This window comes from Alteromonas lipotrueiana (assembly GCF_019249245.1).
Lineage (GTDB): Bacteria > Pseudomonadota > Gammaproteobacteria > Enterobacterales > Alteromonadaceae > Alteromonas > Alteromonas lipotrueiana.
Genome location: NZ_JAESDK010000001.1, coordinates 1 through 18,772, shown reverse-complemented (window position 1 = coordinate 18,772; position 18,772 = coordinate 1). Strand labels below are relative to the sequence as shown.

The following is an 18,772-nucleotide window of genomic DNA, read 5'->3' as shown; positions in this document are numbered from 1 at the left end:
TATCGCCGCGCCTTGTACAGGCCTTTTGGAGAGAATTATGAAACTTTGTGCCGTTGGTTTACGGGGTATTCCCGATGTAATGGGCGGTATTGAATCTCATTGCCAGCAACTGTATCCGAGGTTGGTGAAAGCGGGTATGGACGTTACTGTGATATGTCGCTCGCCGTATGTGGATAAAACCCGTCAGCAGTTTCAGGGCGTACAATTACGCTCAGTATGGACCCTTAAACACAAATTCTTCGAAACCTTTATGCACACGTTTCTGGCAATATTTTATGCCCGGTTTGTGGTTAAACCTGATGTGCTGCACATTCATGGTATTGGCCCTGCGTTATTTACACCGCTGGCTAAATTGCTGGGAATGCAGGTTATGGTGACCCATCATGGCGCCGACTATGATCGACAAAAATGGAATCAGTTTGCTAAAAAGATATTAAGATTTGGCGAGTCGATGGCCATGAAATTTGCAGACCGTGCAATTGTAGTAGGACGCACGCTTACCGGGCGTTTGAAAGCCAGCAATCTGAAGCGGGCTAATAATATTTCGTTTGTGCCCAACGGTGCGCTTACTGGCGTTGATACGTCGTTAAGTGCAGACAAATTACCCAGCGAACTAAACCTTGAGCCAGGCAATTATATTCTGGCAGTCGGGCGCTTAGTACCAGAAAAAGGGTTTCATGACCTGGTTGAGGCTTTTTCTAAAAGTGACTCCAATTTAAAGCTGGTAATCGTTGGCAGCGCTGACCATGAAGATGAGTATTCGCAATCTTTAAAGAACAAAGCGTCGGATACCATTATTTTCGCCGGGCGCCGTAGCGGTGATGAATTAAATGCCCTGTACAAATTTGCCCGGGTATTTTGCTTGCCGTCTTATCATGAGGGTCTGCCTATAGTGGCATTAGAGGCCATTGCAGCAGGTACCGATGTTCTTATTAGTGATATTACTCCTAATACGGATATTGGCTTACCACAAGACTGCTACTTCAAAGTTGGTGATACTGACCAGCTGGCCAATAAGCTAACCCAGGTCGAAGCATTAGCATTGCGAGTAAACAAAGAGACATTTTTAAATATGTTTAACTGGGACAGTATTTCGGTCGACACTTATCATATTGCCAATGATCTGGCGATAAGACCCACTATTACAGGGCCTACCGCGCACTGATGTCAGGCTCTGATACTTCACGCTTATTCTTATACCCTATTGAACACAGTAATGGGTTTATTAGCCGAACCAAAGGCGTATTTAGCCAGTTGGGTTACTCGATTGCGCCGTTGAAGCAGCTGTTTCGGATAGGTAATATTACCCGGCGCAAACACAATGCGGTAGTGCTTAACTGGTATGAAGATCAGCCGTACCGGCGCGGGCTTCACGGTATAAAGCGCTGGGTGTTTATTGCTGGTTTTTTTATCAGCCTGATAACCATGCGGCTTTTCAGCGCCAATATTATATGGCTGCGTCATAACTTTAAGCCCCATAATGCCAGTGGACCAACATTCCTGTTTAACTGCATAACCGGGTTGATGCAAAGGGTAAGTCATCGAACAGTAACCCTTGAAGTAACAGATGCTATCGAAGCCAGTCTGGTTAAGCATCCGCTTTATCAAAGTGACGACCAACTGGCTGAATTTTTTCAGCAGACTGTTAATCGGCCACGCATAATCGATTATCTATATTTTGGGGCAATTAAGCCCTACAAGCGGCTGGATGCGTTGCTAGAAGTCTGGCCACCTGCGCAGCGTCTGCGCATAATGGGGTATTGCTCGCAGGCCGATTATACCCAAAAAATTCAGCAGATAATTGCTCAGCGCGGGCTGTCTGTTGAATGGGAAAATGCGTTTGTTGAGCAGTCTTTATTAGAAGAGGCGGTAGCCAATACCCGTTTTGTTATTATTCCTCATGATGACGGTGCAATGATATCGTCAGGCACATTTTATATGGCACTGAGCCTGGGCGCTAACGTGCTGTGTTTTGACTCGCACTTCGCCCGAACAAAAGCTAAAGAGTTCTCGTTTGTTCAAATTTTAGATAAACAGGACTTAGGTTCGCAGTTAGCGCAGCTTAACTACACCAGCGCCGGGTTAGTGGTCGAGCAAGCAGTCAGGCACTATGGCGACCGGGCGGTAAAAGAGTCGTGGCGGGATGTTTTGGAGAAACCCGTTTAATGGCCTGAAAAGTAGGGCCCACGACCCACCACAAACTGTTAGGCAGCAGTTTGTGGTCATTACCGTGCCAAATTGCTTATTTTTTGAGCAGCGCTTCTCAGATGGATGCCAGTTCGTACTAATGCCTCGTAGCTATTCCTTTGTACGCTAGTTCTTCGGGCGTCAGTTCTTTATACATTATTAAGGCGTAGTTTGCATTGTCACAACCTGCTGGTAAATAGCCTGGTCTATGGCGCACAACTGCTCAATTTTTTTCATCGCCGCAGCATCTTGAGTCACCTGTGAAGAAGCCTGTTGATTAGGGCTTTTATTGTTACTGGCAATGGCTATTTTAGTATTAAAGGTACGGTTAAAACTGGCTTGCCACTGCGCCATATTATCCAGCGTACCAATCACCGAGAACTGTCTTAGATTTGCAACAGCACTTTCTATAACCTGCTCTTTATTCGCAAGAATATCCTGAGAGTTTGTGAAGCCTGAAAAATACCTGGCGTAGGTAAGCGCTGAATTTACCCCCTTTGGAGAGTCGAGGTAAGTGTGTATATCGTCATCATGCTTTTGCCACTGTGAAGGTTTGAACTTATTGTAAACAAACTCAGAGATAAAACGATCGGTGGGGTCTCGCAAAATCGTTAAGAAGTGCCAGTCAGTGTAATACTTACGTGTTACCTCAGGCCGCGCTATACAATGACCGTTGGTATAGCGCATGTACCGGTCGTTTAAATGCGTGATAAGCTGGCTTTCACGTGCGCTCATCATCTCGATACCTAATAGCTCCTGACTTAAACGACTGCTGGTTAAATCGATATGGCCGGTAAAGCGCGTGGCTTTTAAAAAAGCGGGGTAAACTGCCCTGTAAATTGCCTTAGACAAAGACACACCAGCGCACTTAGGAACATGGCAAAAAAAGATTCTGGGATAGCGAGTCAAATACTTCTGTGACTGCTGTTTCAACATTTCTTGCATGATTCTTGCTCCTGGAGGTTCATTGTGAAAGAGTTTATTAAATAATTAAACACGCTTTTGATATCTATTAACCGTTGCAGGGACATTATGAGCTATACAGTCAGTGTTGTGATCACAACCTATAACCGTCCCAATGAGCTTGATGAAGCTTTAGAGGGCGTGTTCGCTCAAATTGTTAAGCCACTGGAAGTTATGGTAATTAACGATGCATCATCCTTGCCATATGATGAGGTTATAAACAAATACAGTCACTATGAAAATTTCAGTTATCACTATTTAGAGCAATCGGCCGGAGCAAATAAGGCCAGAAATACAGGGGTCGATAAGGCTCGTGGTGACATTATTGCCTTTTTAGATGATGATGATATTTGGATGCCTGACTATTTGTTAGAGCATATTGCTGCTTACGAAGAGGGCGCTGATGCGGTGGTAAGCGGGTATCAGAACCTGGGCAAAGAAAGCGAAGTTTTTGTGCAAACCACTACGCAGGTTGAAGCCGACATTTTAAAAACCGGTAATCAGTACTGTGGAATGAGTGGGTTTAGCATAAAACAAGAATTAGCATTAAAAGAACGCTTTGATGAGTCGCTGCCCAACGGACAAGACTGGGACATGTATGTTCGACTGATTCAGCAAGGCTACAAAATTGCGAATATACCCAAAGCCATTTTTATGTATCGGTTTATGAATATGGACGGCATTGGCGCTAAAGTGGCAAACATGACGCCCGATGAGGCCGTGGTAAGACTACGCTCGGCCGACAAACATCGTGTGTTTTTGGGCGAAGACAATTACCGAAAACGAGTGGCTGCGCAACTGTTGGTTTATTTGCCACTTAAAAAACAAAAAGTTAAGTGGGTGTTTATGTCGATGCGATTGGCCGGATTTAAATGGACTGTTTCGCATATCGCCCAGGTGACGGCAAAAAAGCTGCGTAGCCGTCAGGCATAAGGAGATTGCATATGGCGCTGTATGAAGACCAGTTTGATGAACAACACGACTTTTCGCACCAGACCGATACCAGAAAAACATTAATTGTTGCTTCTACGGTGCGCTCAGGTAGCCACATGTTGGGGCATATTTTACATCAAACCGGCGGATTTGGTTTTCCGCTTGAGTATGGTAATAAGCAAAACTTGAAACAATGGAAACAGCGTTTAGGTCACACTTCTACTTCACAGTGTATGAAAGCGCTGATGCAGCGCCGTACTTCGCCCAACGGGGTATTCGGTATAAAGGTGCATTATTCGCACTTGCCTGAATTTGGTGGATTTGCCAACTTATGCAAACTGTTTCCCAACCCACATTTTATTTTGCTTACCCGAGAAGACCTTATGGCTCAGGCCGTGTCGCTGTCGATAGCGCGGCAAACGGGTTCGTGGATTGCTAAACACCAGGACTCTACCGTTGAACCTCAATACAACTTTAACGATATTGATGAAGGGTTACGCCGAATTATATTTGAAAATAGCTCATGGCGTTACACGCTGGCCGCGTCAGGGGCTAAATATATGGAGCTTAATTTTAGCGAGGTAAAAACCAATACGGCAAATACCGTATTGCGTATTGCCGATTTTATAGAACAGGATATTGATGCCACTCGAATCCCTATTACGCCGGTAACGCAAAAGCAAAGTAACGAGTTAAACCAGCAATGGCTATCACGCTTTACCCACCAGTTTGACCCCACCCACGAATTAATGCGCTACAACCAGCAAAGTATCTGGCGAAAGCTAATGAAAAAGCTAGGTAAATGATAGTGCGGGCTCAGTGGTGCCAACATTTTATTGAATGCAATAACCTCAGGAATGTCTTTCATGTTTTATAAATGGGCCGAGAAGCAAAAATTGGCAAAAGAAAAGTCACTGATTTTTTGGTGGCAGTCGAAAAAAGATCCCCGGCCTAATATTGGCGACTATGTTGCCTATGATTTAGTAAATCGTATTCTTGCCAACAAAGGTAAACAGATTACCGATAAGCATTCGCACCATAACAAACTGGTGAGCGTGGGGTCGGTGCTGCATTTTGCTAACACCAATGATTGTATCTGGGGCACCGGCCTGAATAAAAAAATGGACGATAAGGTCAATAAATTCAGGTCGCTGGATGTAAGAGCGGTAAGAGGTCCGTTGACTCGTGATTATCTTTTAAAGCGCGATATTGACGTTCCTCAGATTTACGGCGACCCAGCACTGTTGCTGCCTTATTTTTATCCCCGGGCTTTAATGGAAAATACGGTAAAAAAAGATTACATCGTTATTAATCATATGAACGACGATATGCAAAAATATCAGGGGCACGAAGATAAGCTGGTGACACCGATGCAATATCCGGGGTCGTTTATCGAGCAAATTATCAATAGCAAACGGGTTATCTCCAGCTCGTTACATGGCGTAATTATTGCTGAAGCATATGGGGTACCGGCGGTATTTTTTGACTCGGGTAGCGGCGAGTCAATGTTTAAATACGAAGATTATTACCAGGGCACAGGGCGCACCGATATTCCTAAAGCCAGCAGCATTAATGAGGCGCTGAGCAAAACAATTGCACCCTTGCCAGACTTTACACCGATTGCCAATAAGCTGTATCAGGCTTTTCCATTTGATTTGTGGGAAACACAGAAAAAATAAACACCCAACACAATTAGATTTTCAGATAAGGGGTTGTCACTGACAACCCCTTATCTGTTTTATCAGGAGGAGACGGTTTTTTTCACAGCACGCTGTGTTTTTAATTCGCCAATTACCTCGAATGTCTGTGATTTGAAAAACAACAGCAAAATTGCGCCATAAATACTTGCTCCTGTTGCGACCAGAGCAATCAGTTCAAGGTAGATATTATCAATTCCATAAGCCTGCGTGCGCTCGATAAACAGTACCACCGCATACATAATGATAGAAGCCAGTGAAAACATCCAGGTGTTACGCAGGGCATCAGTTACGCCAATACCCAGATGGCGTTTTACCAAAGCAAATTTCAAAAACAAACTGATATAGTTAGCAACTACCAAGGCGCTAATTACCGCAAACAAGCCCCAGGGCACGGCGGCTAACGGCAAAGCAAAATTAACGGCTAAATTGATAAGGTTTAAGTTAAACGCTTGTCGCGGTAAACCTCTGGAGATAAGCAGATTAGGCAGATAGTAAGCCATAACCTGAGTCGGGGCCATAACGGCCATGATAGACAATAAGTAAGCGCTGGTTACCCATTTATCTCCGAACACGACATCAATGAAAGGGTGTGCTATTGCCCCCACACCAAAATAGACCGGCGAAACAAACAGTGCGGTAATACCCACAACCCGGCTAAACACGCCGCTAAGCCGGGGCGTGTCGACTCGCGATAAGCCAGCTAATGCAATACGGTTTAAAGGCTGAAAGGTCAGATTGTTAATCACCGAAAACCCCTGGCGAGCTACAGAAGCATAGGCAAAGGTAGCAGCCCCCAGAAAAGCAGCGATAATGATATTAGAGGTTTTTTGCGAAAAGAAATTCACAAAAGACATCGCAATAAGAGGTTTGGCGAACGTAATAATTTCGGCCAGATGCTCGGTATCAGAGATTTTTTGGGGTCGAAAGTCAGAACGCCAGCAGGTTAACAGCGTTGAGATTAGCGCCTGTACAATTTTTCCGTAAATAATGGCCCACGCTCCAAAACCCTGAAGCGCCGTAACAACCGATACAATTCCGCCTACAAATATGCCCGCTACCTCGTAGACGGCCAGTTTTTTGTTTTCAAAATTACGTTCAAGCTTGGCTTTGTGTACCAGCCTGAAGCCATTAGCAATGGGCACTACAGCAAGCGCGGCAATCAACTGAGCAGCAAGTTCTGAATAGGTATAGTAAGCAATGGGGACGGCAACCACAAAGATTAGCACCGCAATGGCAGCCGATACCCCCATTAATACCCAAAACGACAAACTGGCAAACTTGTTGTCCCAATCGTCTCGCTGAATCAGGTTCTGACTGATGCCTACGGTGATAAATAAGTTACAGAACTCGACGACCATCAGGCACACTGCCACCAGACCAAATTCTTCAACACCCAGAATTCTGGCCATAATGGCGTAGACTACGAAATTGACAACCTGGGCAAAGCCATTTGCCGATAAGTTGAAAAAAGCGCCCGTAATCGATTTTGCTTTTAGTGACATGAACTACCGCATAAGGTTATTAGAAAAGAACAGACCGGGTTCACGTTAAGCAAAAAACCTGCCTATTGCACTATTCCATAAATAAAATCTTCACCATCAGCTGTTAACTGGCTAAAATTATTTATATGAAAGGCTGGCGCTACCGGAAGTCGGGTTTGTTGGCCGTTGCTGAGAATTTGCCGTGCTTTTTCAACATTGACTAACTCAGCAAACGCATAAGGTATAGTAATTGAACCCATTACTTTAGGCTCGGCCCGTTTAAGGTTTATCAGGTAGTTATTTACAAACGTACTCCCGTCAAAATCTTCCTGGTCAAGCAGATTATACCCTACTGCGTTGTTGTCGTGTTTAGTGATAACCACATTATTTTGAGCATGAGTAAGCAGCGTACTGTCTTGTTGAAATCGTGACGCGGTAAAGCCATTCCGATTTACCGCGATTAAGTTATGAAACAGATAAGACTTGCCAAACGCGCCGGTGAGCAAGCCGCCCAGCTTAATAGCAGCCCATTGCTTTCCCGTAGTGTCGCCCAGGTCGTGAATATAGTTATTAAACACAAAACTTGGCCCCACCCGGGTAGGGATAGCGCTGACCCCGGTGTAGGTATGAGAAATATCATTGTTATAGACCAATACATTGTATTGCCCACCATCAATCTCAATACCATCATCGTTGCTGTAGGCAAGTGTATTGTCATAAATGGCTGAATCGCGCACAAAACCGCCCAGCGCAGAGGCATTTTTCCGTCCTTCAATAACATCGTTAAAACGGTGCTCAGGTTTTCCGGTAAACGTATTATTACGGATAATTACCTGCCCTTTGTACTGCGGATCTGGGTGGTTCGCGTGAGCGAAAAATGCATTCGGTCCTTTAGGATGGCCGCTACGCCAATCATTCGCCATGGGGCGCGGGTCGTGAATGGTGCAGTTTTCGATAGTAATCACACCACTTTGGCGTAAATAAATAGCCGAGTCGTAATTAATTGGCGCGGCGTCTTCAAGTTCAAACGCGACTCCATTTTTCATAACATTAGGTGCGCGCCCCCAATTAGCAATATCGCATTGATTAATCCAGATATGATGCGCCTTATTGGCGTAAATACTGTGAGTACGGCCCCCGCGAACGGTGATGTTCTCAAAATAAATATAACTGTTGTCGCCAATATTAATGGCATGTTTTTCGGGATCGTCTGCGCGAATAATGGTATCCGGGTCGCCGACGATCTTGACCCAGCCATTTTTGTCGCCCTCAATGCCAAGGGCTTCTAAATCTAATGTGCCGCCCTGGTAAATGTCTGACAGGTGATACACTTTGTCAGGATTGATGGGGGGCGTATCAGCTTTGGTGGTAAATATTTTTTTAAACTGGTTTTGCTGTTTGTCTGGTAAGTCGATGGTCAATTGCAGCTCATAGCGAGTGGCGGCTGATAAGTACACTAGGGGGCCGGTATGTACGCCAGTTACTGGCTCGTAAACCAAAGAACGCGCTGCTTGCCACGTGTTACTGCTATTTGCAGCATTGTCACCGGCAATACGAAACTTCACTGACACTTCGGCTTCTTTAGGTAAGTGCTGCACAGTAACACTGGCTGACTCTATCAGCGGTTGTACAAAAATTGTATCGCGGGTCATTGAGTCAGGATATAGCGGCTTCGTTAATACCCCGGTAGACGCTGCCCATTTGGTCAGCTTTTTAGAATCAAAGGCCTGTTGCTGTGCTAGCTGACGATACAATGCGTAGCGGTCAAGTGGAAACAACAACATGGCCGAGCGCACGACTGAACGGGTCTGATAGCGTGAGTCTTCAGCCACTTGTTTAACCGCTTCGGTAAGGCTGTTTTTGGCGTACACCGCCATTAAAATTGCAGCAGCCTCGTCAAACTCAGAGGGGTTGAGCTTTTTTAGCATGTGCTTATATTGACCGTTTTTCTTAAGTTCGGCTACCACACGCTTTGTGTCTGCGAGCGCGCGCTCGCCTTGCTTATCCATTGCATCAAACGCGGCTTTGCCGGGCTGGCCGGCGATCAGGCTTTCACGGGTAAGCTCAGAATAATCAGGCTGTGCCGCTGCTTTTGCGCCACCAATCAGAAAAACAAATGCGCACAAAATGCTGAAGATAACGGTTTTTTGCATGTAACAAGGCTCCTTCAAAGAAACAACAGCGCCACAGTGACAACAACAGAAGTGGTCTTGTAGCGCCAATCAAACATTGCGCGACCACCACTTTGTATCGATACCATAAGTTATATAAAGGGTATCGATAATTATGTTTGTCACTATAAAATGTTGAGCAGTTAGCTCAATAGCCTGTTAAGCAAGTTACATGCACAGTAAAAGTAATGGATATAATTACCCATAGAACAGGGCACCCACCACATTAGCTTTTAAAACTGATGTTTTACCGAGGCGCCTAAATCGGCAGCCCACGCCAGATCGTTACGAGCGATAGTATGGACTGCGCTGCATTGCAGGCTATACAAAGCGCTGTAAGCACTGGACGAAGGCAGGCGAAGATGATGTAGCAGCGCATAAAGAAACAACGAGCAACGATTTGCAGAGTCATTACAATGAACATAAATACTGGCACCACTGGCCAGTAATTTTTGAGTTTCATTTAAATACTGTTGCAACATAGCCACATCTGCGGCTTTTGAAGGCCGGCTTATCTCTATTGGCATCCAGCGCCATTGTATGTTGCTTTTATTCAGAAGCTTTTCAAGCGCTTTACTATCTTCCGTAGAGGTTTGTAAGGATACAATATGACTGACCTGAGCCTGTTCTAAACCAGGCAGGTCTTGTTGTTGAGGACGAGGCCCCAGCGTGATCCGGCCAACACTGGTATTAAACCAGCTAAGCGCAGCTGGAACGGTACAACTTGAATCAGACTCAGTCATGGTTCTCCGCGATGACTCACATTACAAAATAATAAATAGACAAATAATGACAGAGACAACCGCCAAGAACAAACAAATGCCATATTGCGTGGGTGTATTTTACCTTTTTTGCGACGTAAAACAGAACCCCTATACTAAAACAAAGTCCGCCACCTACAAGCAGCCACAGGCCGGGCCCCGGCATCGCAATATATAATGGGTAAATAACGCCCAGTGCAATCCATCCCATTAATAAATAGGTTGCTACCGACACTTTGGGAAACCGATGCTGAGCCACCAGTTTAAAGGCTACTCCGCCTAACGCCAGCACCCAGATTAGCGCAGTCATAAAGATGCCCAGCCAGTCACCAATAGTGACTATTAATAATGGCGTGTAGGTACCTGCTATCAATAGATAAATAGCGCTGTGGTCAAAGAGTTTCAGCAACCCTTTAGTACGTTGATGGTGAATAGCGTGATACAGCGTAGAGCTTAAGAACATTAAGATTAAGGTAGAGCCGTAAACGGCGGCTACTGACATTGCCAGTGGATCTTGCGCCTTTAACAACATAAAGATGAGCCCGGCCACCGCCGCCACAAACCCTATGCCGTGACTAATCGTATTCATCCACTCTTCAGCCAGCGAATAAGCCTGAGATTTAACAGAGGTCATCAAAAGGGCCCTTTTGCGGCAAACATGAAAGTAGATTGCATTCTAGCGTACAAGTGTACACTCAAAAAGGAAGGTCAATCAATATTAAGCGTAAAGCCAACGCTGCCAGCCAAAGACTGTAGCGGCGCTAATGCGCTATCTGGCAGGGCCAAAATAAGATGTACATGTTGGTCGTAATTTACACTTGACACTTTACCGCCATGTTCGTGGGTAAAGTGGCGTAAAAACTGCTCGTGTTTAAAGTCGGTAGTTACACAACACTTTGTTAAAACAACATGTTCAGCAATAGGTAGGCTTTCTAATGTGGTTTGTGCGCTGCCAGAATAGGCTCTGACTAATCCCCCGGCTCCCAGTTTAATACCGCCGAAATAGCGTACCACCACCACCATTACATCTCCCACCTGATTATGCTGTAACACATTCAGTATGGGCTTTCCTGCGGTACCAGAGGGTTCGCCATCGTCGGCCATGGCAACACTTTTCGGTTGGTTTGGGTCTCCGAATAAATACGCCCAACAGTGATGACGAGCATCAGGATAAGCAGCTTTAGTTTGTTCAAGAAACGCTTTGGCCTGCTCCCGGTCACTGACTTTTTGAGCGATACCAATAAACGCGCTTTTTTTGATCTCCAGGCGGGTCTGATGCCAGCCTGTAGGAATAAAATAGGACATAGCCAAAGATTATACCCGGGTCACGACCTGGTTGCTATGTATCGGTATAGCAAATTTATACTTAGGTGTGCGTGATTACACGTCTTTGCATACACGAAGTCTAAAGCATGGTCTATGCTTTAGGTTTATCCACTATAGATACTGATTTAAGAAGTATGCGAATAGCCACCTACACCGGAAATAGCCTGATAATTGGCGCTGTGCTTATGCTGGGCTCTTTTTTTATTTCTTATGAGCTAATACAAAAAGAACGGCAAGTTTCCTTCGTAGGGCCGGTACGTGAATTTGTAGAACTTAAAAACGAACGTTTTGAAAATCTGAATTATGAACTCATGTCTATTGAAAGCTTTTTTTTATCCTCTACCGGGGTGGATGAAAAAGAGTTTGGCAGTTTTATCGAGCCTATATTCGAGCAAAGTATTATTGTGAATACAATTTTGTACTATAACGCTCAGGCTGCAACTTTACAGCTTAAACAGCCTACCTACTGGCACTCTTTTAACGGCGAGTTACCTGTAGAATTACATGATTTAGAAGAAAATCTTTCGTCTATTAATCCTCAGCACATGCGCACATCTGAGGCCATCACCTCTCCCATTATCACAGGTAAGCAAGATACGGTGATCCCGGTAATTTATAAAATGCAAAACAACGAAGGAGTGGTTGTTTTGTTAATAGACTTTAAGCGCGCTATGCGCAGCATTCTTAATCATGAAGTGTCTAAAGAGTTTTTTGTCTATAACGAAGAAGAGAAGGTTATCTTCAAAAACATTGAGGAAAGCACATTAGGTTCTCAATATTTTGAAGAAGATCTGTTCTTTTTTGATGATTACTGGAAAGTCAGAATCAACGATAAAAACAGTTTCAGATACTACCTGTACTATCTGATTCCAATGTTTACTCTGCTATTTTCGATATTTTTGTTTTATCTGTTTCGCTATTCGGTCCGTCTCAATAAGGCGAACAAAGAAACCGATGAAGCCATAACCAAGCTGCAGTTTGCCCAGGAAAAAATCATCGAATCGGAAAAAATAAGCGCGATGGGCGGGCTGGTTGCCGGCATCTCGCATGAAGTTAACACCCCTGTAGGCATCAGTATCACCAGTGCATCGCATCAGCGCGACCTGCTTGATGAGTTAAAACAAGATTTTGAAAATGGCGTACTGGACTCGGAAAAGTTTGAAGACTTTCTATCTGCCAGTTATGACATGGTTGATATGACCTTAAAAAATATGCAGCGGGCTTCAAAACTGGTCGCCAGCTTTAAACGGGTCGCGGTTATCAACGCAGACGAAGCCGCCGATATTGAACACATAAATTTGAATACGCTAATTGATGACTTCATTGCAGATTATGCGCTGCATAATTCTGCGCAGATAATACAGTTTAGTACTCGTTTTCCTGAAACTTCATGGGTAAATACTTATCCTGCAGTAATCACCCAAATATTGTCTCATTTAACTTCGAACACGCTTTTGCACGCTTTTAAACCAGGTCAACGCCAATGTGACGTGTTAATTGCGATACGGGCATACAAAGATGGCTATGCCGTTCGCTTTAGCGACAACGGCGTAGGGGTTCCGCAACACGAGCTACGTAAAATAACAGAGCCATTTTTTACCACAAAACGAGGCGCGGGTAACGCCGGTTTGGGGTTGCCGGTGGTTTACAATCTGGTCAAAAGCAAACTAAAAAGTGACTTTAACCACGGCAGTGTTGAAGGTCAGGGGTTGTGGGTGTCTTTTACCGTGCAGAATTTAGAAAAGGAGTAAAATGTGGGAGCGAATCCGTTATTTGCAAAGAAAACCGGGGTAATAGCACCCAAAGCAGAGCCTCAGCCTGAAGTGGCACTGGGCTATAAAGTGTTGATTGTTGATGATGAAACCGAAGTACATCGGGTAACCGACCTGACCCTCAAACGGTTTCGGTTTGATGGCAAAAAAATTCAGTTTCTTCACGCTTATTCAGCTAAAGAAGCCATGGAAGTGTTTCAGCAAGAGCCTGATATCGCACTGGCATTGGTTGATGTGGTGATGGAGAACGATCATGCAGGGCTGGACCTGGTGCACTGGGTACGGACTGATTTAAAAAATCATTTGTGCCGGCTGGTGCTACGTACAGGTCAGCCGGGCCAGGCGCCAGAGCATGAGGTCATCGAAAAGTACGACATAAACGACTACAAAGAAAAAACAGAACTCACCAGTCAAAAATTAAAAACACTGATGTACGCGGGTCTGCGCTCCTATCGTGATATTTATACCATTGAAGAACACCGCAAAGGTTTAAAGCAAGTTATTGAAAGCACCGGCAACATGCTGAAAACCAATTCAATGAAGGTTTTTGCTACGGCCGTATTAAGCGAGATTATGAATTTATTACAGCTTGAGTCGAGTGCCGTATATTGCTCAACTCACGTGGGCCCTGAAGATGATGAATCGAAAAGCAGAATATTGGCCGCCACCGGCGATTTGGTCGAAAATCTGGATAACGCAGATATGTCGCGCCTGCCTGAAAAAGTCAGGCAACAATTTGAGCGTGCCTTAGCCGAAAAAAGCTCGTTTTATTCGAGCGAAGGTTATGTGTTTTATACCCGGACAGACGGTGGGCACGAAAACCTGCTGTATATCGACTTATGCGAAGACCTTAGTGCGGCGCAGCGCGAATTTCTAGAAATATACTGTGTCAATGTTGCTTTAGCGTATGAAAATTTGCAGATGAGTGAAGAAATTTTCGAAACTCAGCGAGAGTTGGTTTACCTGTTAGGCGACGCGGTTGAGATGCGCAGCAAAGAAACCGGTGCTCATGTGAAGCGCGTCTCTTTAGTATCTTACAAGCTGGCACAATTGTACGGGTTGAATGAAAACGAATGCCTTACTGTAAAACGAGGCGCGCCACTGCATGATTTAGGCAAAGTAGCGATACCCGACAGTATTTTGCACAAGCCGGCTAAACTTGACAAAGAAGAGTGGCAACTGATGCAGGAACACGCGCAGGTTGGCTACGATATTCTCAAAAAATCCAAAAAACCGATATTAAAAGCAGCAGCTCAAATTAGCTTAACACATCACGAGAAATGGGACGGGTCGGGGTATCCACAGGGGCTCAAGGGTGAAGAAATTCCGGTGGCGGGACGGATTACCGCACTTGCTGATGTATTTGATGCTCTGGGTTCGAAGCGCGCTTACAAAGATGCCTGGGACAAAGACAATATTAAACAGTTGCTTACCGAGCAGCGCGGTAAACATTTCGAACCAAAGTTAATAGATTTGCTGTTAGAGAACTTTGATGAGTTTTGGCATATCCGGGAATGCTTTCCAGACAGCAAAGCGTGATTGTTGCCCTAATAGCAAACAAGGAGTAAATATGGATTGTGCACTGGAAGCTCAGTTTATCGACAACGGAGATAGCTGGTCGCTGTTGCAAATGTACTTCAAGCATTCGACAACATTAGCCCCTATGCAGGCGTTGACATTGTGGTGCCAGTTTAATGATAACGATTTTGTGCAGGTTACCAATGATGAGGCAACTTTTAATACAGTACCTGCTGACGAAGCCCTTTCCTGGATAGACACCCCATGTTCATATCGTTGGTGTGCCCCTGAACACCTTCCCACCGCTATGCGCAGCCTGCACAGCGGCGGCTGCCTGGTTGGGGCCAAAAAAACGGAACATGCTACGTGTATTCTTATCGGTTTTACTGACTCCAATGATGCGCAATATCATGCCTCTACAGAAGCCGCATTCGAACACTATTTAACCCATCTGTACCGGGCTAGCTGTATTGGTCAGATGGGTACACAACAAAAATACATTGATAACTTACAAAAGCAGCTGTCTAAAAACGAATCTATGTCTGCACTAGGTGAGATGGTAGGCGCAGTAACCCATGAAATTAACAATCCTATGGGGGTGGCGATTACCGGACTGTCGCATCTGAAATGTGAAGTAAAACGGTTGGTGAAAGATTTTGAAGAAGGTGCTTTGACCGAGGTTTCATTTGGTGAGTTTGTTGAAGAATGCACTGACTGCTGTCACTTGCTTGAGTTTAATTTAGAGCGGGCTGTCACTTTATTAAAAGGCTTCAAAAATACCGCGGTAGACCAGTGTGCTTCTCAGCAATGTATGTTTGACGTAGGTGAAAATATCCGCAACTTAATGTTGAGCATATCGCCTGAAATTAAAAGACAAGGCATTGATTTAGAGATTTCGCTTCCTGAAAACCCTGTTTATATAAATGGTTACCCGGGGGCGGTATCTCAAATCATTACCAATTTAAGCTTTAATGCAATGCGTCATGCCTTTGAACATACTACACATCCTCGTATTTGCATGAGCGGAAAACTCGACCCCCGACTGGCTACATTTACGCTTATATTTGAAGACAATGGCAGCGGTATCCCCCGCGAAATTCAGGATGCTATTTTTACTGCCTACTTTACGACGAAAACAGGATGCGGTGGCAGCGGATTAGGTATGTCAATTGCCAAAGAGCTGGCTGAAGTTAAACTGGGTGGAACTCTGGTGTTAGACCCCGACTTTACCTCTGGAGCGCGATTTATAATGTGTGTGCCTATTGCCAGCCAATAGGCCGTAGTTTAATAAACACAGGTTAAATAAATCCAAAGTAAACAAAATACGATAAGAATAAAAAAGGCAGAACGTTATCCGTTCTGCCTTTTTTGGGCCTGTCGCTTTTGCGATTAGATGTCCAGAGTTGTAGCTCCTCCCAGCAAATTAAGACTGACCAGGTCACCCGATACTATGTTCGCTTCGGCGCCGCTATTGGTCCCAGAGGTAGTGGTTGACTCTGATACGGATACAAAATTACCCGCTTCATCAATAATTGCGATTGTAGCAGATACTGGCCCAGCGCTAAGGTCGGCGATTGGGCCTGAGCTCCATGAACCGTCGGCCAATATGGTGGTATTAATGTTCAGCGTAGTTTCAATACCCAGTATATTGGCAGTTACGGTAATATCCAGGCTACGACCTGCCTCGCTAGGGTCGGTAAAACCAGTAACCACAGGTGACAGTAAGGTTGGCATAGATGTTATTTCAAGCGCCGGGGCAATAGTATCAATTGTTGCATCAGTAACTGCATTAATAGTATTGCCTGCAGCATCAGATACGCTAGCTTCTATGGCCAGAAGACCTTGCGCAACGGATACCGGTATATCCAGGACAAAATCGCCGACATCATTAGCCAGAACACTAAGTGTCTGGACAATATTGTCTGCGTCAGTGACCACAATTTCTACCAGCCCGTTGACCTCATCGGTAGTACCACTGATAGTTGGCGTGGCGTCGTTTATCAAACCTATCGCATCAAGCGTGAGAGTAGGAATGGTTATATCAATAAGGCCGGTGACATTGGCAGCTGAAATATTGCCAGCGTCATCCGCTACCGTGGCTGTAACCGTTAGCTGGCCTTCTGCAACGGCAGCCGGAACCACACTAAAGGCCCCTGATGTATCTACCTGGGCACTGAGGACCTGGCTTTGGCCAAGAGCATCTGTAACTGTTAAAGAAACCATCGCCCCAATTTCGTCGCTGTTGCCGGTGATCATCGGAGTATTGCTATCAAGCTGGTTCAGCTCTACGGCCAGGCTAGGCGGTGTCAGGTCGATAATGGCGTTTAAACTATTTAACGTAACATTGCCTGAACCATCTTCAATAGTCACCTCTATTGCAATTTCACCTTCAGCCAGGGCGGCCGGTGTAACCACAAAGTTCCCATCAATATCGGTAACTGCTGACAAACTTTGGCTATTGCCTGCCCGATCGGTAATGGTAACGGTGACCAGAGCATCACTCGTATCACTGCTACCCGAGATTAGCGGAGTTGGACTGTTTAATGCTAAATCATTCAGGGTAAGAGTAGGGGCGATAATATCAATCAAGCCATCTACTGATGCTGTGGCGATGTTTCCTGCCGAGTCTACCACCTGAGCAGAGACAGTAATATTACCCTGCGGTAGCGGTGGCGGCGTTACACTGAAGGTACCGTCGCTTTGCACAGTGGCGGTCAACACATGTTTACCCCCCTGAGCATCGGTTACCGTAATATTAACTGTAGCCCCAATCTCGTCACTCATACCCGATATTAAAGGAGTTGTATTAGCCAGCTCTACAGCATCCAATGATAAGGCCGGTGGTTGTAAATCCACCCGTCCTGTAATCAGAGCATCACTGGTAGAACCGTCCGTTACCTGAGCATGAACTGTAAAAGTACCTTCAACCAGTGGGTTAGGAACAACTACTGAAAACTCGCCATTGGCATTCACCGATGCATATAGTGTTTGAGTAGTACCCAACAGGTCAGTAACTGTAATGGTAACAGTGAATCCGACACCAACACTGGTGGTACCCTCAATAAGAGGTGTGGTGTCGCCGGTGTCGCCAATAACCTCAAGATTTATCAACGGAGCAGAAGTATTTACGTTACCGCTATTGTCCGATACCGTAGTTTGATTTCCTGCAATATCCTGCCCCTTGGCTACTACGGTGTAATTACCATCGGCAATGGGCAAAGGAACATCAGCGCTGAAGCTACCATCCCGGGCTACCGTAGCATCAAAATTTTGAGTACTGCCGGCGCTATCGGTTACCTGCAATGAAATAATGCTGTTTTCGGCTAAATCGGTAGTACCGGCAATAGTCGGTGTGTTGTCACCTGTGGTGCCTTGCGCGGTAAGTTGAAGTACCGGCGGGGTAGTATCTAATATACCGGTTTGCGACGTAGTAGCGGTGTTACCTGCGGCGTCGGTGGTCGAGGCAGAAACGGTATAATCACCTTCGGCAAGCGCCGTGACCGGGCTAACCGTAAAGTTTCCATTAATATCCACCGTGGCACTCAGGCTCTCGGTGTTACCGGCGCTGTCGGTCACGGTAATCGCCACCGTGCTGCCTTGGGCGGCATCGGTATTACCGCTGATCTGTGGGGTGGTATCGTTGCCAGTACCTAATACATCCAACACTAACGTTGGCGCGGAGGTATCAATATTGCCGGTTTGCGACGTAGTGGCCGTGTTACCTGCAGCATCGGTGGTCGAGGCAGAAACGGTATAATCACCTTCGGCAAGCGCGGTGACTGGGCTGACCGTAAAGTTTCCATTAATATCCACTGTGGCGCTCAGGTTTTCAGTGTTACCGGCGCTGTCGGTCACGGTAATCGCGACTGTGCTGCCTTCGGCTGCATCAGTGTTACCGCTGATCTGCGGCGTGGTGTCGTTACCGGTACCTAATGCATCTAGTGCCAGGGTTGGGGCCGA

Annotated in this window: 15 protein-coding genes; 8 read left to right on the top strand and 7 right to left on the bottom strand. The window is 45.5% G+C overall.

Annotation, left to right across the window (positions count from 1 at the left end; all coding sequences use genetic code 11):
- Positions 1–37 precede the first annotated feature (37 nt).
- Complete coding sequence (locus JK130_RS00075; RefSeq protein WP_218352163.1) at positions 38–1,165, top strand: glycosyltransferase family 4 protein; 1,128 nt, start codon at positions 38–40, stop codon at positions 1,163–1,165.
- On the top strand, positions 1,165–2,166 hold the full coding sequence (locus JK130_RS00070) for a glycosyltransferase family protein (protein ID WP_218352162.1): 1,002 nt from the start codon (positions 1,165–1,167) through the stop codon (positions 2,164–2,166). The genes JK130_RS00075 and JK130_RS00070 overlap by 1 nt, the downstream gene beginning before the upstream one ends.
- Before the next feature lie 180 nt (positions 2,167–2,346).
- Here the strand turns inward: JK130_RS00070 and JK130_RS00065 are convergent, their stop codons facing one another.
- Complete coding sequence (locus JK130_RS00065; protein WP_218352161.1) at positions 2,347–3,132, bottom strand: sulfotransferase family 2 domain-containing protein; 786 nt, start codon at positions 3,130–3,132, stop codon at positions 2,347–2,349.
- Between the two features lie 87 nt (positions 3,133–3,219).
- On the opposite strand from JK130_RS00065, the gene JK130_RS00060 reads away from it, so the two are divergent.
- Genes JK130_RS00060 through JK130_RS00050 form a run of 3 tightly spaced genes read left to right on the top strand, consistent with a single transcriptional unit; the run spans position 3,220 to position 5,762 of the window.
- A complete protein-coding gene (locus tag JK130_RS00060; RefSeq protein WP_218352160.1) occupies positions 3,220–4,083 on the top strand; it encodes a glycosyltransferase family 2 protein in 864 nt (287 codons plus the stop codon).
- Positions 4,084–4,094: 11 nt separating this feature from the next.
- Positions 4,095–4,889: a Stf0 family sulfotransferase gene (locus JK130_RS00055; protein ID WP_218352159.1), complete on the top strand. Its 795-nt coding sequence runs from the start codon at positions 4,095–4,097 to the stop codon at positions 4,887–4,889.
- 60 nt (positions 4,890–4,949) lie between these two features.
- Positions 4,950–5,762, top strand: a complete 813-nt coding sequence (locus JK130_RS00050; RefSeq protein ID WP_218352158.1) for a polysaccharide pyruvyl transferase family protein — start codon at positions 4,950–4,952, stop codon at positions 5,760–5,762.
- A gap of 62 nt (positions 5,763–5,824) precedes the next feature.
- Here the strand turns inward: JK130_RS00050 and JK130_RS00045 are convergent, their stop codons facing one another.
- The 5 genes from JK130_RS00045 to JK130_RS00025 all read right to left on the bottom strand — a co-directional run bounded on the left by JK130_RS00045 (position 5,825) and on the right by JK130_RS00025 (position 11,501).
- On the bottom strand, positions 5,825–7,285 hold the full coding sequence (locus JK130_RS00045; RefSeq protein WP_218352157.1) for a lipopolysaccharide biosynthesis protein: 1,461 nt from the start codon (positions 7,283–7,285) through the stop codon (positions 5,825–5,827).
- A 62-nt stretch (positions 7,286–7,347) separates the two neighbouring features.
- Positions 7,348–9,417: a right-handed parallel beta-helix repeat-containing protein gene (locus JK130_RS00040; protein ID WP_218352156.1), complete on the bottom strand. Its 2,070-nt coding sequence runs from the start codon at positions 9,415–9,417 to the stop codon at positions 7,348–7,350.
- A 251-nt stretch (positions 9,418–9,668) separates the two neighbouring features.
- Positions 9,669–10,178: a protein-tyrosine phosphatase family protein gene (locus tag JK130_RS00035; protein ID WP_218352155.1), complete on the bottom strand. Its 510-nt coding sequence runs from the start codon at positions 10,176–10,178 to the stop codon at positions 9,669–9,671.
- A gap of 16 nt (positions 10,179–10,194) precedes the next feature.
- The gene (gene trhA / locus JK130_RS00030; RefSeq protein ID WP_218352154.1) at positions 10,195–10,830 is read right to left on the bottom strand and encodes a PAQR family membrane homeostasis protein TrhA; all 636 of its coding nucleotides are present in this window, start codon (positions 10,828–10,830) and stop codon (positions 10,195–10,197) included.
- Positions 10,831–10,904: 74 nt separating this feature from the next.
- Positions 10,905–11,501 carry a YigZ family protein gene (locus tag JK130_RS00025; protein WP_218352153.1) on the bottom strand — a complete coding sequence of 199 codons (597 nt, stop codon included), beginning with the start codon at positions 11,499–11,501 and terminating at the stop codon, positions 10,905–10,907.
- A gap of 107 nt (positions 11,502–11,608) precedes the next feature.
- On the opposite strand from JK130_RS00025, the gene JK130_RS00020 reads away from it, so the two are divergent.
- Genes JK130_RS00020 through JK130_RS00010 form a run of 3 tightly spaced genes read left to right on the top strand, consistent with a single transcriptional unit; the run spans position 11,609 to position 16,088 of the window.
- Positions 11,609–13,273, top strand: coding sequence for a sensor histidine kinase (locus JK130_RS00020; protein ID WP_218352152.1), 1,665 nt, complete (start codon positions 11,609–11,611; stop codon positions 13,271–13,273).
- A gap of 3 nt (positions 13,274–13,276) precedes the next feature.
- Positions 13,277–14,833, top strand: a complete 1,557-nt coding sequence (locus JK130_RS00015; protein ID WP_343210963.1) for a DUF3369 domain-containing protein — start codon at positions 13,277–13,279, stop codon at positions 14,831–14,833.
- A gap of 31 nt (positions 14,834–14,864) precedes the next feature.
- Entirely contained in the window at positions 14,865–16,088 is a 1,224-nt protein-coding gene (locus JK130_RS00010) for a sensor histidine kinase (RefSeq protein ID WP_218352151.1), read from the top strand.
- A gap of 113 nt (positions 16,089–16,201) precedes the next feature.
- Here the strand turns inward: JK130_RS00010 and JK130_RS00005 are convergent.
- Positions 16,202–18,772: beta strand repeat-containing protein (locus JK130_RS00005; protein ID WP_218352150.1), on the bottom strand; the 2,571-nt coding region annotated here is incomplete at its 5' end.

Excerpts from the sequence above, each read along its gene's own strand:
- JK130_RS00075 (WP_218352163.1), top strand. The coding sequence starts at position 38 with ATGAAACTTTGTGCCGTTGGTTTACGGGGTATTCCCGATGTAATGGGC.
- JK130_RS00070 (WP_218352162.1), top strand. The coding sequence starts at position 1,165 with ATGTCAGGCTCTGATACTTCACGCTTATTCTTATACCCTATTGAACAC.
- JK130_RS00065 (WP_218352161.1), bottom strand. The coding sequence starts at position 3,132 with ATGCAAGAAATGTTGAAACAGCAGTCACAGAAGTATTTGACTCGCTAT.
- JK130_RS00060 (WP_218352160.1), top strand. The coding sequence starts at position 3,220 with ATGAGCTATACAGTCAGTGTTGTGATCACAACCTATAACCGTCCCAAT.
- JK130_RS00055 (WP_218352159.1), top strand. The coding sequence starts at position 4,095 with ATGGCGCTGTATGAAGACCAGTTTGATGAACAACACGACTTTTCGCAC.
- JK130_RS00050 (WP_218352158.1), top strand. The coding sequence starts at position 4,950 with ATGTTTTATAAATGGGCCGAGAAGCAAAAATTGGCAAAAGAAAAGTCA.
- JK130_RS00045 (WP_218352157.1), bottom strand. The coding sequence starts at position 7,285 with ATGTCACTAAAAGCAAAATCGATTACGGGCGCTTTTTTCAACTTATCG.
- JK130_RS00040 (WP_218352156.1), bottom strand. The coding sequence starts at position 9,417 with ATGCAAAAAACCGTTATCTTCAGCATTTTGTGCGCATTTGTTTTTCTG.
- JK130_RS00035 (WP_218352155.1), bottom strand. The coding sequence starts at position 10,178 with ATGACTGAGTCTGATTCAAGTTGTACCGTTCCAGCTGCGCTTAGCTGG.
- trhA (WP_218352154.1), bottom strand. The coding sequence starts at position 10,830 with ATGACCTCTGTTAAATCTCAGGCTTATTCGCTGGCTGAAGAGTGGATG.
- JK130_RS00025 (WP_218352153.1), bottom strand. The coding sequence starts at position 11,501 with ATGTCCTATTTTATTCCTACAGGCTGGCATCAGACCCGCCTGGAGATC.
- JK130_RS00020 (WP_218352152.1), top strand. The coding sequence starts at position 11,609 with ATGGTCTATGCTTTAGGTTTATCCACTATAGATACTGATTTAAGAAGT.
- JK130_RS00010 (WP_218352151.1), top strand. The coding sequence starts at position 14,865 with ATGGATTGTGCACTGGAAGCTCAGTTTATCGACAACGGAGATAGCTGG.